Source organism: Kitasatospora paranensis (assembly GCF_039544005.1).
Taxonomy (GTDB): Bacteria; Actinomycetota; Actinomycetes; order Streptomycetales; family Streptomycetaceae; genus Kitasatospora; species Kitasatospora paranensis.
The window spans coordinates 5,844,573-5,860,569 of the sequence record NZ_BAABKV010000001.1 but is presented as its reverse complement, the minus strand read 5'-3'; the positions used below and the strand labels follow the sequence as shown (position 1 = coordinate 5,860,569).

Sequence of the window (15,997 nt, the reverse complement as noted above, 5' to 3'; positions counted from 1 at the left end):
TCACGGGTCACGGCAAGGCCCTCCGCAGCGCCCGCGCCCGCAAGCCGTGCACCCCGTCCAGGGCACGCACCGCACCCGTACACCGCAGCCCACGCACCGACCGACGACCACCCGCCTGACCGCTCGAAGGAGCCCTCAAGCCATGGCAAGTCCGTCCACGCCGAACGCGCCCCACTTCACCGTCGACATCTTCCAGAACGAGTACCTCGCCGAGGGCTCCCGTGAGGTCAACGCGATCGTGACGGTCGCCGCCACCGGCAGCGGCGTCGACGGCCGGCCACAGCCGGCAGCGGCGGAGGGCGGCGGCCCGGACGCCGCCGTGGTCGTCATGATCGACTGCTCCGGTTCGATGGACCACCCGCCCACCAAGATGCGCAACACCCGTGAGGCCACCGCCGCGGCGATCGACACCCTGCGCGACGGCGTGGCCTTCGCCGTGGTCGCGGGCACCCACGAGGCCACCGAGGTCTACCCGGGCGGCGGCGCGCTGGCCGTCGCCGACAGCACCACCCGGGCCGCCGCCAAGCAGGCCCTGCGCAAGCTCACCCCGCTGGGCGGAACGGCCATCGGGACGTGGCTCGCACTGGCCCACCGTCTGTTCGAGACCCGACCCGACATCACCATCCGGCACGGCATCCTGCTCACCGACGGCAAGAACGAGCACGAGAAGCCGGCCGAGCTCCAGCACGTCCTGGACCGGGCCGCCGGGTACTTCACCGCCGACTGCCGGGGCGTCGGCACCAACTGGGAGGTCGCCGAACTGCGGCGGATCTCCTCCGCCCTGCTGGGCACCGTCGACATCGTCGCCGAACCCGCCGGCCTGGCCGACGACTTCCGGGCCATGATGGCGGCCGCCATGGACAAGCAGGTCGCCGACGTCGCCCTGCGCGTCTGGACCCCGGCCAACGCCGTCGTGAAGTACGTCAAGCAGGTCGCCCCGGCCGTGGAGGACCTCACCGACCGCCGCACCGACACCGGGCCCCGGGCCGGCGACTACCCCACCGGATCCTGGGGCGACGAGAGCCGCGACTACCACGTCTGCATCGAGGTGCCGGCCGCCGCCGTCGGCGACGAGATGCTGGCGGCCCGGATCAGCCTGGTCCTCCCGCGGACCGGCGGGACGGCCGATGTACTCTCCCAGGGCCTGGTCCGCGCCGTGTGGACGGACGACCTGGCCTCCTCCACCCGCATCAACCAGCAGGTCGCCCACTACACCGGCCAGGCCGAGCTCGCCGCCTCCATCCAGGAGGGGTTGGCGGCCCACCGGGCAGGGGACGTGGACCAGGCGACCGCCAAGCTCGGCGCGGCCGTCCGGCTCGCCCGCGCGACCGGCAACGACGGCACCTTCCGACTGCTCCAGAAGGTGGTGGACGTGGTCGACGCGGAGGAGGGTACGGTTCGATTCCGTAAGAACGTGAGCGCGGCGGACTCGATGACACTCGAGACCAAATCCACCAAGACTGTGCGTGTGAAGAGATGACCGGCCACCTCCCGGGGCCGGACCTGCTGGAAATGTGGGGGACCTGATGCCGATCTGCCCTAGGGGCCATGAGTCGCAGGCCGAGGACTGGTGCGACTTCTGCGGCTTCCCGATGACTCCGCCGCCCGGCCTCGCCGTCCCGGGCGCGCCGCCGGCCGCGAACGGGCCCTTCGGCGCGCCCGCCCAGAACCCCGGCCCCGGCTATCCGCCGCCCCCGCCGCCCACGACAGCTCCGCCCGGGCCCGGCGGCGCACCGGGCGCCGGGCAGGGCCCGCACGGCGGCCACACCGGTGGCCCCGGCGGCCGGCCGGGTCCGGGACCTCAGGGCGGCCGGCCCGGTCCGGGAGGCCAAGCGGGTCCGGGAGGGCCCCGCGGCGGCAACGGCTACGACCCGCAGGCGTTCGAGAACCCCTCGTACGAGCCCCCGCGCTACGAGCCGCAGGGCTACGAACGGCAGAGCTTCGAGCCCCAGGGCTACGAGCGGCAGGGCTTCGAGCGGCAGCAGCCGTACGAGCAGCAGCCTTACGAGCAGGCCGGCTACCAGCAGCCGGAATACGAGCAGGCCGGGTTCGAGCGCGGTGGGCTCGGCGGGCTGTCCATCGGCGGTGGCGGCCGGCGCGGCGGGTCGCCCGACGTGACCGCCGGGCTGGTCACCTGCCCGATCTGCCGGACCCCGCAAACCGGCCGGTACTGCGAGGAGTGCGGGTACGACTACGACCTGTCCGCGCCGCCCAGGCCGCAGGCGCCCGCAGCCCCGCCCACCGCTCCCCCGCCGCCGCCCCCGGCACCGCCGGGCGCACCCGCGGGCCGGGGTGGCTACGGCTTCCCGCCGCCCGCCGGATCGGCCCCGGCTCCGGCCCCCGCGCCGCCGGCCGACCCGTACCGGCAGTCCGGGTTCGACAAGCAGCCGTCCTTCGAGAAGCAGGGCTTCGACCAGCCCGGGCCGCCGCCGCAGGGCGGCGAGCGGCCGTTCCCGGGGCAGCCGTTCCCCGATCACGACGGCTACGAGCGGACGGGGCCGGTCTATGCCCAGCCGACGACCGGTGCCACCGGTACGGCCGGCGCTCCCGCCCGCCCGGCGGCTCCCGGCACGCACGGTGCTCCGGGCGCTCCCGGTGCTCCGGGGGCTCCCGGTGACGAGTTCGGCACGTCCTTCCGGCTCGCTCCGCCCGGACCCGGGCAGGCACCGCCCGGACAGCAGGGTCACCCCGGGCAGGGCGGCCACCCTGGACAGGCCGGGCAGCCCGGACAGGGGCAGGGACAGCCCGGACGGCCCGGCGGTCAGCAGGGTCACCCCGGACAGGGCGGGCAGCCGCCGGCTCCGCCGACCCGGACCCAGTGGATCGCGGTGGTGAGCGCCGACCGCGACTACTTCACCGACATGATGGTGCGCAGCGGGCCGGAGGCGGCCGGACTGTTCTTCCCGCCGTACTGCCCGGAGCGCCGGATCCCGATGACCGGCCGCGGCCAGCTGCGGATCGGACGGCGCAGCCAGCAGCGGGGCACGGTCCCGGAGATCGACCTGTCGGTGCCGCCGGAGGACCCGGGCGCCTCGCACCAGCACGCACTGCTCGCCGAACAGCCGGACGGCAGCTGGGTGCTGGTGGACCAGGACTCGACCAACGGCACCACCGTGAACGGCGGGGCCGAGCCGGTGCCGCCGCACACGGCGATCCCGCTCGGTGACGGCGACCGCGTCCACATCGGTGCCTGGACGACGATCACCCTGCACCGCGCCTGACGGAGCCTCGGGCGGGGCCGCCGGCCCCGCCTGAGCTTTCCTCAGGTTTTGCCCATATGGCTCGGCACGGCCTGCACGGATCCCCTACTGTCAGGCCACATGACTGCAGCGATATCCGCGGACGGGATCCGTAAGCGGTACGGGGATGTCCAGGCTGTCGACGGGGTGTCACTGACCGTTGAGACCGGCGAGTTCTACGGAATTCTCGGCCCCAACGGGGCGGGCAAGACGACCACGCTCGAGATCCTGGAGGGCATCCGCGAACCGGACGAGGGCCGCATCGAACTGCTGGGGCTCAAGCCCTGGCCGCGCAACTCCGAACTGCTGCCGCGCATCGGCGTCCAGTTCCAGGCCTCGGCCTTCTTCAACCGGTTGACGGCGCGGGAGACGATCCGCACCTTCGCCTCCTTCTACGGCGTCGGTGCCAGGAGCGCGGACGCCATGCTCGAAAGGGTCGGCCTCAACGATTCGGCCGGGGTCCGCACCGAGAAGCTCTCCGGCGGACAGGCGCAACGCCTCTCCATCGCGTGCGCCCTCGCCCACGACCCCGAACTGGTGTTCCTCGACGAACCGACCACCGGTCTCGACCCGCAAGCCCGGCGCAACCTCTGGGACCTGCTGCGCGACATCAACGCCGAGGGTCGCACCGTCGTCCTGACCACGCACTACCTGGACGAGGCCGAGGTGCTGTGCGACCGCGTCTCGGTGATGGACCACGGCAAGGTGCTGCGGACGGGCGCCCCGGCGACGCTGATCCGCGAGATCGACGACACCGTGCGGATCAGCGTGGAATCCGGCCTCCTGGCGGCCGACACCGCCCGTGAGCTGTTCACGGGGGCCGGCGCGGAGATCGCCGCCCTGGAGGACGACGGTGTCCTGCTGTCGGTCTCCACCCACCTCCCGGGACCGGTGCTGTCCGTACTCGCCGAGCAGAACGCCCTGCGCGGCCTGGAAGTCCGCGGCGCCACTCTGGAGGACGTCTTCCTCCAGCTCACCGGACGGGAGTACCGGGCATGACCGCCACCACCCCCACCGTGACCGAGCAGCCGCCGACGGGGAAGCCGGAAGCGGCGGCGCCCGAGCGGGCCAGCGCCTTCGTCGGCCTGACCCGCGTGATGTGGCTCGGCTTCGTCCGCGACCGCGGCGCGCTGTTCTTCACCATGGTCATGCCGCTGATGTTCCTGCTGCTCTTCGGCGCGCTCTTCAAGAGCGCCGGGGCTGCCCACGTGACCATCGGTCAGGTCGGCCAGGTGCAGGTGCTGGACTCCGTCCAGGGCGATGACCGCACCGAACTCGCGAAGACCGTCACGATCACCAAGTTCGACGACGAGCGGACCCCGCTGGAGAAGGTCCGCAAGGGCAACCTCGACGCGCTGGTCGAGCAGGGCCCGAACGGACAGGTCGTGGTGCGGTTCAGCGCCGGCGACAAGGTCAAGGCCGGCGTCGTGCAGGCCATCATCGACAACCTCGTGCAGGGCGCCAACCAGAAGGCGTCCGGCAAACCGCCCGCGTTCACCCTCGTTCCCAGCCAGGTCGAGGACAACTCGCTGAAGCCGATCCAGTACCTCACCCCCGGTCTGCTGGGCTGGGCGATCGCCTCCGGCGCGATGTACGGCGCCTCGTTCACCTTGATCAACTGGCGCACCAAGCGGGTGCTCCGCCGGCTGCGGCTGGCTCCCGTCTCGGTGGGAGCGGTGGTCGGTGCGCGGGTCGGGGTCAGTGTCCTGGTCGCCCTCGGGCAGACCGCGATCTTCCTCGTCGTGGCGACCATGCCGTTCTTCGGGCTGAAGCTCACCGGCCAGTGGTGGCTGATCGTCCCGCTGGTGCTGTGCGCCACGATCGCCTTCATGTCGATCGGCCTGGTCACCGGCGCGGTGGCCAAGACCGAGGAGGCGGCGAACGGCATCAATCAGATGATCATTCTGCCGATGTCCTTCCTCGGCGGGGCCTTCTTCCCGCTGGACGGAGCTCCCGGCTGGCTGCAGGACGTCTCCAAGGTGCTGCCGCTGCGGTACCTGGTGACCTCCTCGCAGTCCGTCCTCAGCCGGGGCGGCGGTCTCATGGACGCGCTGCCCTCGATGGGCGGGCTGCTGCTGTTCTCCGCCGTGCTCTGTGCGATCGCCTGGCGCTTCTTCAGCTGGGACGACGCGTAGCGTCCGACCGGCCCGGGATGCCGGACCGCGCAGGGGTCGTACGCCGAAGGTCCGGTGTACGGCCCCTGCGGCCGTCTGCGACCATGGTCGGGTGAACGAGATCCGGCAGACCCTCCCCGAGGCGACCTTCTTCGACGCCGTCGGCGGCGAGGCCACCTTCCGCCGGCTGGTGCACCGGTTCTACGAGGGCGTCGCCCAGGACGAGCTGCTGCGGCCGATGTACCCGGAGGAGGACCTCGGGCCCGCCGAGGAGCGGTTCACGCTCTTCCTGATGCAGTACTGGGGCGGGCCCCGGACGTACAGCGAGCACCGCGGCCACCCGCGGCTGCGGATGCGGCACGCCCCGTTCGCGGTCGACCGGGCGGCACACGACGCGTGGCTGCGGCACATGCGGGTGGCGCTGGACGAGCTGGAGCTCCCCAAGGACGCCGAGCAGCAGCTGTGGGAGTACCTGACCTATGCCGCCGCCTCGATGATCAACACCGCGGGCTGATCCGACCGGCGAAGCTCCGGCCCGGCCGATCCCGATCCCGGCGGCCGGGATCGGCGGCCGATCGGGACGGCTTCAGCGCAGGGGCTGAGCCCGAGGCCCGCACCCGGCGCGGCCGCCCGGCGGACGGCGACCGATCCGCTGGGGGCGCTGAGCCGCAGCCATCCTCCCGCGCGGTGCACGGTGAGCGGCGCGCCCGGCCTGAGGAAGCCGATGACGTAGGCGGCGTGGACGGCCCGCAGCGGCAGCTCCGGCAGGGCGGTCAGCGGACGGGACCAGATCTCGTCGGCCAGTGCGTCCAGCACGGCGCGGGTGCGGTGGTGCTCCGGCACCGCCTCGCTGCGCTCGCGGAACTCCCGCACACCGGCCATCAGCTCGGGCACCACCTCGAACGCGGGCGGCTCGCCGACCAGCTGCCAGCCCCTGCGGGGCGGCAGCAGCCCCGCCCAGGCCGGGCCGGTGACGGGCGACGGCACGGCGACCAGGCCGCTCTCCGCCTCGACACCGTCGAGCAGCTGCCCGGCGGACACGGTGACATCGAAGTCCGGGGCGGTGGGACCGGCCTCGCTCGCATCGGCACCGATCGCGCGGGGACCGACCGCACGGGTACCGACCGCATCCGTGCCGGTCGCGTCGGTGTCGGTCGGCCCGGCATCGACGACCGTGCCGGCGGAGGCACCGAGCCGGGAGGTGCGGATGGCGATGGCACCGGAGGTGCCGAGCGGCAGTCGGCCGAAGACGGCCAGGACGCCATCGCCCCGGGGGCCACGAACCGCCTGCAGCCGTACCGCGGCAGCCCGGTCGAACCGCAGCAGGCGGGCCAGGAAGGCGGCAAGATCCGCCGCCCCGCCGCTCTCCGCGAGGACGAGGGCGGCCGGATCACCGGACAGGTGCGATCGGTTCATGGTCGGCGGCACGGCGGGCTCAGGCGGCGACGACGGCGGCCGGGGCGTCGTCCATGAAGCGGGAGAGGAACTGGCGCTCGATCGGGCTGATCCGGCGCGGCCGGCCCTCCGCCAGGTTGTAGGGGACGACCACGGTGGAGGCGGTGACGTACACCGTCTCGGTGCCGTCGTCGTGGGTGTCCTTGATCTTGTAGGAGACCGTCAGCGAGGCGCCGCCGATCTTGGTGACCCAGGTCTCGATCGTCACCGGGGTCGGCCGGTGCACCAGCGGCCGCTTGTACTCGATCTCGTGGCGCGCAACGACCGAACCGCCCGCGAACTCCCCGCCCCGGCCTCGGCGGCCTGGGTGAACATGAAGTCGATCCGGGCCTCCTCCAGGTAGCGCAGGAAGACCACGTTGTTGACGTGGCCGAAGGCGTCCATGTCGGACCACCGCAGCGGGCAGTCGTAGATGTGGCGTGCCACGAACCTTCTCCTCAGCAATCGGTCGTCCGCGATCACTCGCGGACGGGGCCGGCAGGCTGCCGCAGGGACAGCCTGCCGGTCCGGTGTTGCGCCGGCGTTGCCGCCGGCTGTCCGTCCGGGGACGGTCAGCCGCGGGTCAGCTTCTTGTAGGTGGCGCGGTGCGGCCGGGCGGCGTCCGCACCCAGGCGCTCGATCTTGTTCTTCTCGTACGACTCGAAGTTGCCCTCGAACCAGAACCACTTGCTGTCGCCCTCGTAGGCGAGGATGTGGGTCGCGACCCTGTCCAGGAACCAGCGGTCGTGGGAGATGACCACGGCGCAGCCCGGGAAGTCGAGGAGCGCGTTCTCCAGCGAGGAGAGGGTCTCGACGTCGAGGTCGTTGGTGGGCTCGTCGAGGAGCAGCAGGTTGCCGCCCTGCTTGAGGGTGAGCGCGAGGTTGAGGCGGTTGCGCTCACCGCCGGAGAGCACACCGGCCGGCTTCTGCTGGTCCGGGCCCTTGAAGCCGAAGGCGGAGACGTAGGCGCGGGACGGCATCTCGACCTGGCCGACGTTGATCCAGTCGAGGCCGTCGGAGACGACCTCCCACAGGGTCTTCTTCGGGTCGATGTTGGCCCGGTTCTGGTCGACGTAGCTGATCTTGACGGTCTCGCCGACCTTGACCTTGCCGTCGTCCGGCGTCTCCAGGCCCTGCAGCATCTTGAAGAGCGTGGTCTTGCCCGCACCGTTGGGGCCGATCACGCCGACGATGCCGTTGCGCGGCAGGGTGAAGCTGAGGTCCTCGATCAGCAGCTTCTCGCCGAAGCCCTTGGAGAGGTTGTCGACCTCGACGACGATGCTGCCCAGGCGCGGGCCCGGCGGGATCTGGATCTCCTCGAAGTCCAGCTTCCGCATCTTGTCGGCCTCGGCCGCCATCTCCTCGTAGCGGGCGAGGCGGGCCTTGGACTTGGCCTGACGGCCCTTGGCGTTGGAGCGGACCCACTCCAGCTCTTCCCTGAGCCGCTTGGCGCGCTTGGCGTCCTTCTGGCCCTCGACCTTGAGACGGGTCTGCTTCGTCTCCAGGTACGTGGAGTAGTTGCCCTCGTACGGGAAGGCGCGGCCGCGGTCGAGCTCCAGGATCCACTGGGCGACGTTGTCCAGGAAGTACCGGTCGTGGGTGACCGCGACGACGGTGCCGGCGTACTTGGCGAGGTGCTGCTCCAGCCAGTTCACCGACTCGGCGTCGAGGTGGTTGGTGGGCTCGTCGAGGAGCAGCAGGTCGGGCGCCTCGAGGAGCAGCTTGCAGAGCGCCACGCGGCGCTTCTCGCCACCGGAGAGCTTGGTGACCGGCCAGTCACCGGGCGGGCAGCCCAGGGCGTCCATGGCCTGCTCCAGCTGGGCGTCGAGGTCCCAGGCGTTGGCGTGGTCCAGGTCCTCCTGGAGCTTGCCCATCTCGTCGAGCAGCGCGTCCGAGTAGTCGGTCGCCATGAGCTCGGCGATCTCGTTGAACCGGTTGAGCTTGCCCTTGATCTCCTTGACGCCGTCCTCGACGTTCTCGAGAACCGTCTTGGACTCGTCGAGCGGGGGCTCCTGGAGGAGCATGCCGACGGTGAAGCCCGGCGACAGGAAGGCGTCGCCGTTGGAGGGCTGGTCCAGGCCGGCCATCATCTTCAGCACCGTGGACTTACCAGCGCCGTTGGGGCCGACGACGCCGATCTTCGCCCCGGGGAGGAAGGAGAGCGTCACGTCGTCAAGGATGACCTTGTCGCCGTGTGCCTTGCGCACCTTGCGCATGGTGTAGATGAATTCCGCCACGTGAGATCGCTCCGGCGTCGTCGTGAGTATTCGGCTTGCAGCCTTCCATTGTGCCGCACTGCGCCCTCCGCCCCGAACGGTCGGCCGGAACGGGGCCGGCCCTGCCCCCGTCCGGGACGGGGAACAGGGCCGGTTCAGGTGGCGGAGCCGCGCGGGCGGCTCACACCTGGAGCGGAGCGGATCAGGCCGAGGTGCGGCCGTGGCGACCGCGGCGGCGCAGGGCGAAGACGGCGGCGCCGCCGGCCAGGAGGAGCGCACCGGCCAGGCCGGCGATGATCGGGGTCTCACCGCCGCCACCGGTGAAGGCGAGGCCGCCGCCGGTGGTCGAACCGGAGCCGGTCGTCCCCGTGCTGCCGGTGGTGCCCGTGGTACCGGTCGTGCCCGTGGTACCGGTGGTGCTGCTGGTCTTGCAGTCCAGGACGCCCTTGAACTCCTGGCTGAGGCCCGGGCCGGTGACCTTGATGTCGTACGCGGCGTCCTCGGCGACCGGGACGAGCACGGTCACGGTCTTGCCGGCCGCCACGGTGGTGACCTTGCCGGGGGTCACGGTGACGGTCGCGTCCTGGTCACCGGTGTTGGTGATGGTGACCTGCACACCGTTGTCGGTGCAGTCGACCTTGGCGGAGGCCTGGAGCAGCGGGCCCTTGGCCTGCGTCCAGGTGGCCTTGGCGCTCTTCGCGGTGGTCACCTCGTCGGAGCCCGCGAGGATCATCGTCTGACTGTGCTTCTCGGGGGTGTACCCGACGCTGAGGAACACCCGGCCGGTGGGGACGGTCGTGGTGGCCGAGGCGTTGACGGTCGCCGAGCCCGCGGCGGTGCCGGCGGGGACGTCCAGGAACAGCTGGGTGTCCTTGGCGATGGGCCCCTTGAGGTCACCGACCGCCTTGCCGTCCTTGTCGATCAGCTTGACCTTGCCGCCGGAGGAGTCCCCGGTGACGGACAGCTTGACCTCGTCGGCGCCGCTGTTCAGCGTGAACGGGCCGAGCTTGCTGCCGGACTTGCCGGTGACCGAGGCGGGGTCGAGGTCGAGGAGGGCTTGGGCTCGGCCGGAATGCCGGTGTTCTTGCTGCCGGCGAGGTACTCGGTGAGCTGCTTCGCCTCGGGGTCGATCGGCGTGGCGGCGGTCTTGTTGTCCGAGTAGCGCCAGATCGCGGCCTGCGTACCGGCGGCCGCGTCCTCCTTGCTGAAGTCACCCGAGATGCCGGCGGCGGTCTTCACCGCGTCCAGCGACAGCTTCGGGTAGGAGTGCTCCAGGATCCAGCGGATCTTGCCGGCGGCCTCGGCCTTGCCGGGGGCGCCGAGCGAACTGGAGGCCCAGTCGGACTCCTGGTACTTGACCGAGTCCTTGATCTTCACGCCGTGGTCGATGTCGATGCAGTACGTCTGGATGTACTTGCCGTCGTCGGTCTTGAGCGTGAACAGGCCACCCTGGATCACGTGGCCGCCGCCGGTGTCGACGGACCCGCTCAACAGCGTGGGCTGAAGGGTCGCGGTGATGCCCGCGCCGTTGTCCGCCGAGGCCGTGCCGGCCGCGAAGAGGCCACCGGCGACGGCCATTCCGGACGCGAGCATGACAGTGATTATGCGGGAGGCAGCCCGCTTCTGGCTGTGGAACATGTGTGATCCCTCCGAGCCGGACCCTGCCGATGGCAGCCGGCGCTGCAAAGCGATGCCCCCTGTGACACCGCTGCACATGTGTGGACCAGACGCATCATATTGAGATGTGAGACCGCGCCCTCGCCTGTGCGGAACCAGGACAGTACCGTTGCCATTCTGTTATCAAGGAGCGCGACCAGGGGTCTTGTTGACGATTCACCAGAAGTAACGGGCAATCAAGATGGATCCCCGATTGCCGTCCGACCGAACGGAAGTGTCCGCAATCCGTTCATCCGGTGGCGGCCGGGACGCGCTGTCCGTCGGCGCCGGGCAGCGAAGCCCCGGGCGGGACAGCCGCGTCGGCGGACCGTCGGGCGGCGACCGCCGCCACGATCCAGTCGGGGACGGCCTCGTCCACGCCCACCGGGCCGCCACCGGGTGCGGAGGCCCCGAAGTCGCCCGCATCACCGAGCGCCCCTGCTCCGGCGGGCACCGGCTCGCCGCGCCCCCGGACCGCCCAGCGGAACGCCGACGTGCCGCGCGCGAGATCGTGGCCGACGGACCGCGCGTCGATCTCGACCGTCGTTCGGCGATGGCCCTCCTCCCCCACTCCCTGACGCGGAGTCGGCCGCTCACCACCACCGGATCGCCCTTGTTCACCGAACTCACCAGATTGGTCGCCAGCCACCGCCAGGCGACCACGGTGATCCAGGTGGTATCGCCGTCCACCCAGTCGCCGGCGCCGCGGTCGAACCGCCGCTCCGTGGTCGCCATCCTGAAGTTCGCGACCGGCACCCCGCCCGCGGTCTGCGCATAACTGACGGCCGAAGCGACATTGCCGACAACCGTCACCAGCGTCTCATTCACGGGAAATCCCTCCGCCTCACCGAATACGAGCCGACCGACTCGCAGGGCGATCCTGGTGGATTGGGGAAACCGCCGGAGGGCGGAGGCGAAAACCTGTGGAAAACCGGGGGTGTGGATAACCGATATCACTCCGTAGAGCGAATAGCCGGCAGGCCGAGTTGACCTTGGGAACCGACAACCCGCGAGGTCATGACAAACGAGGTGCCGGTCAGGCCACCGGCGCCCGGCCCCGAACGGGTGGCCACGGCAGACGTCCGACCAGGTCATCCGACCGAAGGAAGCCAAATCCGACCCCCACCCCGCTGGTTCCCGGCCAATCAACGCGCCGAATCCATAACAGGTGAGGAGGCAGCCCCGTAACGACTGCACAACGTCCGGCTCCAGATCCCGCCAGACCGCTGCACGTCCGGCCGCCACCTGCGATTATCGGACCGCTCCGCCAAGGCCGACACACCCGAAGCGGTGCCGGAACGCCCGGCGGGGGATCTGGTCACCCTTATCCTGTCCCGGGCATCCCGTGCCCGACGGGGCCGACTCCCGTGCCCCGACAGCCGTACCCGACGGAGCCCCACCGGGCGCCGCGCAACGCCAGCAGCAGCACCGCCGGCACGGCCGGCACCTGCACGACCGACACCGGTCATGCCCCCATAGCTCAGCGGATAGAGCACCCGCCTTCTAAGCGGTAGGTCGCAGGTTCGAATCCTGCTGGGGGCACCTTCACAAGACCCGCGCGCCACCGCCCGCGCGCGGCGCGCCGATACCCCGCCATCCGCCCACGCGGGCCGGCATCTCGACAGCCGCCCTCCGGCATGCCGCAGCGCGAACGGCGGGACCGGCCCTCAGGCCGCGCGGAGTCCGGCCAGGAAACCGTCGACGAGGGCGACCTGCCGCTCCGGCGGGAACTCCTCCGGCGCGAACAGCGCCTGCACCACCAGCCCCAGCACGAAGCACTGCGCCGTGGCCGCCACGTCCTCGGCCGCCCGCCCGGCGGGCAGTTCGCCCGCCAGCTGGGCCGCGGTGACGTGGTCGAGCAGGCGCCTGCGGGAGCGGCGGTACCGCTCGGCGTGCTCGGCGGCGAGGCCGGGGGCGGCCAGGGCCGCGTCCCAGGAGCCGACCCAGATGCGGTTGTCGGTGGCGTCACGCTCGGTCAGCGGGAGGACGTCGAGCAGCAGCGCGCGGACCATCGCGAGCCCGCCGGCGGGCGCCGCGCTGTCGGCCGCGGGGCGGGGCCGGGCGTCCGAATGCTCGTCCAGCACCTCGAGCGCGTGGGCGACCAGCGCCTGCTTGCTCGGGAAGTAGTGGGTCAGCAGGCCGGTGGTCGCGCCCATCTCGGCGGCGACGGCGCGCAGCGTCAGTCCGGCGAAGCCGCGCGCGGCAAGGACCCGCCAGACCGCCTCGGAGACGTCTCGGCGGCGGGCTTCGTGGTCTCCACGGGCGGGCGGCATGCGCGCTATGGTACCTACCAAACGTTTGTTATGTACGAGCTCCACCCCCGCCGTCCCCCTCCCCGCCGACCCGAAGGACCGCCATGTACGCCGTACCGCTCGCCGACAACGCGGAGCTGCGCCCGCTGGAGCCCTGGCAGGCCGCAGAATTCCTCGCCCACATCGACCGGGCGCGGGCCAACACCGATCCGTGGATCCCGTGGGCGTCCCGCTCCACCGACCTGGAGTCGGCCCGCGCCGTCCTGCAGGGATATGCCGACCGGCAGGCCACGGACAGCGGCCGGATCTTCGGAATCTGGCTCGACGGCACCCTGGTGGGCGGCGTGATGTTCGTGCACTTCGACGCCAAGGCCGGTGTGTGTGAAATCGGTGTGTGGTCGGAAAAGGCCGGTGAAGGAAGAGGGCTCGTGAGCGCCGCGGTGCGCCACCTGATCGACTACGCGCTGGTGGAGCGCGGCCTGCACCGGGTCGAGTGGTGGAGCAGCACCCGCAACGAGCGCAGCCGCGCCGTCGCACAGCGCATGGGGATGCACCTGGACGGTGTGCTGCGCGAGTACTTCCCGCACAACGGCATCCGCCACGACAAGGAGGTCTGGTCGCTGCTCGCGCACGAGTGGCGCCCCGGGGCGGCTCGGCCCCCGGCGCCGCGGCCGGCGAGCCCAAGGGCGTCTGACGGCCGCCGCGGACCGGACCGGCCGGAGAGCGGTGGCCGGCGCCTGCGGGCCGGCTGCCGGCCCGCACACCTCGACGCTGCCGGGCGCCGCCCGCCCCGGCGGCGCCGGCCGGTTGGTGGAGATCACAGTGACCGCCGTGGTGCCGGACGACCCCGCTGTGGAAGGGTGATCGGGGACGTTCCGATCACGGAGGCAGTGATGGCCGAGGAGTTCGACACCGGCGTGGCCGGGCTGCGGGTGGAGCTCGACGGGCCGGTCGCGACCCTGGTGCTGGACAGGCCGGAGCGGCGCAACGCGATGACGCTGGCGATGTGGCGCGGACTCCCGGGGGTGCTGGACAGGATCGCCGCTCGGCCGGGCGTCCGGGTCCTGCTGGTGACCGGCGCACAGCAGACCTTCTGCGCCGGAGCGGACATCGCCGAACTCTCCGAGGTGTACGCGGACCCGGTGCGGGCCGACGCCTACCACGCCGAGAACGTCGCGGCCGAGGAGGCACTGGCCGCCTTCCCGCACCCCACGGTGGCGGTGGTGCACGGTGCGTGCGTCGGCGGGGGCTGCCAGTTGGCGGTCGCCTGCGACCTGCGGTTCGCCGCCTACGACGCCCGGTTCGGGATCACGCCGGCGAAGCTGGGCGTGGTGTACCCGGCGGTGCCGACGGTGCGGCTGGCCCGGCTGGTCGGGCCGGCCAGGGCCAAGTACCTTTTGTTCTCCGGTGAGTTGGTGTCAGCCGAACGGGCGGAACGGTTCGGCCTGGTGGACGAGGTGCTGCCGGCCAGCGAACTGGACCAGCGGGCCCGCGAGTTCGCCGCGCTGCTGGCGAAGCGGTCGCCGCAGACGATCGGGGCGGTGAAGGCCGCGCTGGCCGGCGGCCCCGAGGAGGCGGCCGCGGCGGTGGCGCCGTGGGAGCGCCGTTCGCGGGAGGCGCCGGACGTGCGCGAGGGCCTGTCGGCGTTCCTGGAGCGGCGCGAGCCGCGCTTCTGAGACCCCCGCGCCCGCGGCACCCGCAGCCTGTTGCGGCGCCGGGTCCGCCGCGCGGCCCGGCCCGGCGGCCCGGCGGTGCGGCGGACCGGCGGTGCCGTCAGCGGATCGGCAGCCCCGAGATGGCGCGGGCGATGACCAGGCGCTGGATCTCGCTGGTGCCCTCGAAGATGGTGTAGATGGCGCTGTCGCGGTGCATCCGCTCGACCGGGTACTCGCGGGTGAAGCCGTTGCCGCCGAGGATCTGCATCGCCTGCGAGGTCACCCACTTCGCGGTCTCGCCCGCGTAGAGCTTGGACATCGAGCCCTCGGCGTTGGTGAACGGCTGGTTGTTGGCGGCCATCCAGGAGGCGCGCCAGACCAGCAGCCTGGAGGCGTCGATCCGGGTCTTCATGTCGGCGAGCTGGAACGCCACGCCCTGGTTGTCGATGATCGGCCGGCCGAACTGCACCCGGGTCTTCGCGTAGTCGAGGGCGACCTCGTACGCGGCGCGGGCGATGCCGATCGCCTGGGCGCCGACAGCCGGACGGGACGCCTCGAAGGTCGCCATCGCCGCGTTCTTGCCCTTGGCGGCGGCCGGGCCGCCGGCCGCGCGCTCACGGGCCCGGGCGAGGCGCTCGTCCAGCTTCTCCTTGCCGCCGAGCAGGCAGTGGCCGGGGATGCGGACGCCGTCGAGCACGACCTCCGCGGTGTGCGAGGCACGGATGCCGTGCTTCTTGAACTTCTGGCCCTGGGACAGCCCGGGGGTGTTCGGCGGGACGATGAACGAGGCCTGGCCGCGGGCGCCGAGGGCCGGGTCGACGGTGGCGACGACGACGTGCACGGAGGCGATGCCGCCGTTGGTGGCCCAGGTCTTGGTGCCGTTGAGGACCCACTCGTCGGTGGCCTCGTCGTAAACGGCGCGGGTGCGCAGGGCGGAGACGTCGGAGCCGGCGTCGGGCTCGGAGGAGCAGAACGCGGCGACCTTGACGTCGTCGGGGGTGCCGAACATCTGCGGGGCCCAGGTGCCGATCTGCTCGTCGGTGCCGTTGGCGAGCACGGCGACGGCGGCGAGGGTGGTGCCGACGATGGCCAAGCCGATGCCGGCGTCACCCCAGAACAGCTCCTCCATGGCGATCGGGATGCCGACGCCGGAGGGGTCGAAGTACTGCTGGGCGTAGAAGTCCAGCGAGTAGATGCCGAGCTTGGCCGCCTCCTGGATGACCGGCCAGGGCGTCTCCTCGCGCTCGTCCCACTCGGCCGCGGCGGGCCGCATCACGTCGGCGGCGAAGCCGTGCAGCCAGTCGCGGACGGCGATCTGGTCCGGGCCGGGGTCGAGGGAGAAGGTGCTCATGGGGCGTGCCTCCGCAGGAAATGCGCACAGAGATGGGGGTCGGGCGCGGTGGGGATCCACGCCGCAGCAGGTGTTACCTC

The 15,997-nt window shown here is 71.9% G+C and carries 13 protein-coding genes, 1 tRNA gene and 3 pseudogenes; 8 read left to right on the top strand and 9 right to left on the bottom strand.

Features of this window, described 5'->3' with window-relative positions:
• Positions 1-142 precede the first annotated feature (142 nt).
• From ABEB13_RS27915 to ABEB13_RS27895, 5 genes are all read left to right on the top strand, one after another.
• A complete protein-coding gene (locus tag ABEB13_RS27915; protein ID WP_345707648.1) occupies positions 143-1,480 on the top strand; it encodes a VWA domain-containing protein in 1,338 nt (445 codons plus the stop codon).
• 34 nt (positions 1,481-1,514) lie between these two features.
• Positions 1,515-3,221 (top strand): FHA domain-containing protein, encoded by a 1,707-nt coding sequence (locus ABEB13_RS27910; RefSeq protein ID WP_345707647.1) that lies wholly within the window; start codon positions 1,515-1,517, stop codon positions 3,219-3,221.
• A gap of 165 nt (positions 3,222-3,386) precedes the next feature.
• A complete protein-coding gene (locus tag ABEB13_RS27905) occupies positions 3,387-4,238 on the top strand; it encodes an ABC transporter ATP-binding protein (RefSeq protein WP_425559917.1) in 852 nt (283 codons plus the stop codon).
• Positions 4,235-5,374: an ABC transporter permease gene (locus ABEB13_RS27900; protein ID WP_345707645.1), complete on the top strand. Its 1,140-nt coding sequence runs from the start codon at positions 4,235-4,237 to the stop codon at positions 5,372-5,374. The genes ABEB13_RS27905 and ABEB13_RS27900 overlap by 4 nt, the downstream gene beginning before the upstream one ends.
• Before the next feature lie 91 nt (positions 5,375-5,465).
• Positions 5,466-5,867, top strand: a complete 402-nt coding sequence (locus ABEB13_RS27895) for a globin (RefSeq protein WP_345707644.1) — start codon at positions 5,466-5,468, stop codon at positions 5,865-5,867.
• On the opposite strand, the gene ABEB13_RS27890 is transcribed toward ABEB13_RS27895, so the two are convergent.
• The 7 genes and pseudogenes from ABEB13_RS27890 to ABEB13_RS27860 form a co-directional block, all read right to left on the bottom strand.
• Positions 5,831-6,769 carry a DUF8185 domain-containing protein gene (locus ABEB13_RS27890; RefSeq protein WP_345707643.1) on the bottom strand — a complete coding sequence of 313 codons (939 nt, stop codon included), beginning with the start codon at positions 6,767-6,769 and terminating at the stop codon, positions 5,831-5,833. The genes ABEB13_RS27895 and ABEB13_RS27890 overlap by 37 nt on opposite strands.
• Before the next feature lie 19 nt (positions 6,770-6,788).
• A pseudogene (locus ABEB13_RS27885) lies at positions 6,789-7,234 on the bottom strand (acyl-CoA thioesterase).
• A 125-nt stretch (positions 7,235-7,359) separates the two neighbouring features.
• Positions 7,360-9,024, bottom strand: a complete 1,665-nt coding sequence (gene ettA / locus ABEB13_RS27880) for an energy-dependent translational throttle protein EttA (RefSeq protein ID WP_345707642.1) — start codon at positions 9,022-9,024, stop codon at positions 7,360-7,362.
• A 181-nt stretch (positions 9,025-9,205) separates the two neighbouring features.
• Positions 9,206-9,781 carry an LAETG motif-containing sortase-dependent surface protein gene (locus tag ABEB13_RS27875; RefSeq protein WP_345707641.1) on the bottom strand — a complete coding sequence of 192 codons (576 nt, stop codon included), beginning with the start codon at positions 9,779-9,781 and terminating at the stop codon, positions 9,206-9,208.
• A 209-nt stretch (positions 9,782-9,990) separates the two neighbouring features.
• Entirely contained in the window at positions 9,991-10,596 is a 606-nt protein-coding gene (locus ABEB13_RS27870) for a thioester domain-containing protein (protein ID WP_345707640.1), read from the bottom strand.
• Between the two features lie 313 nt (positions 10,597-10,909).
• Positions 10,910-11,113 (bottom strand): hypothetical protein, encoded by a 204-nt coding sequence (locus ABEB13_RS27865; RefSeq protein ID WP_345710017.1) that lies wholly within the window; start codon positions 11,111-11,113, stop codon positions 10,910-10,912.
• 134 nt (positions 11,114-11,247) lie between these two features.
• Positions 11,248-11,754: pseudogene (locus tag ABEB13_RS27860) on the bottom strand (single-stranded DNA-binding protein); the annotation flags it as partial.
• 374 nt (positions 11,755-12,128) lie between these two features.
• Between ABEB13_RS27860 and ABEB13_RS27855 the strand changes: the two are divergent.
• A tRNA-Arg gene (locus ABEB13_RS27855) sits at positions 12,129-12,201 on the top strand.
• A 125-nt stretch (positions 12,202-12,326) separates the two neighbouring features.
• Here the strand turns inward: ABEB13_RS27855 and ABEB13_RS27850 are convergent.
• Complete coding sequence (locus tag ABEB13_RS27850; RefSeq protein ID WP_345707639.1) at positions 12,327-12,932, bottom strand: TetR/AcrR family transcriptional regulator; 606 nt, start codon at positions 12,930-12,932, stop codon at positions 12,327-12,329.
• An 83-nt stretch (positions 12,933-13,015) separates the two neighbouring features.
• Here ABEB13_RS27850 and ABEB13_RS27845 point away from each other — a divergent pair.
• Together ABEB13_RS27845 and ABEB13_RS27840 are read left to right on the top strand one after the other, a co-directional pair.
• Positions 13,016-13,405, top strand: a pseudogene (locus ABEB13_RS27845) (GNAT family N-acetyltransferase); the annotation flags it as partial.
• Positions 13,406-13,804: 399 nt separating this feature from the next.
• Entirely contained in the window at positions 13,805-14,587 is a 783-nt protein-coding gene (locus ABEB13_RS27840) for an enoyl-CoA hydratase/isomerase family protein (protein WP_345709844.1), read from the top strand.
• Between the two features lie 97 nt (positions 14,588-14,684).
• Here ABEB13_RS27840 and ABEB13_RS27835 read toward each other — a convergent pair whose 3' ends face one another.
• A complete protein-coding gene (locus ABEB13_RS27835; RefSeq protein WP_345707638.1) occupies positions 14,685-15,917 on the bottom strand; it encodes an acyl-CoA dehydrogenase family protein in 1,233 nt (410 codons plus the stop codon).
• Positions 15,918-15,997: the final 80 nt, after the last annotated feature.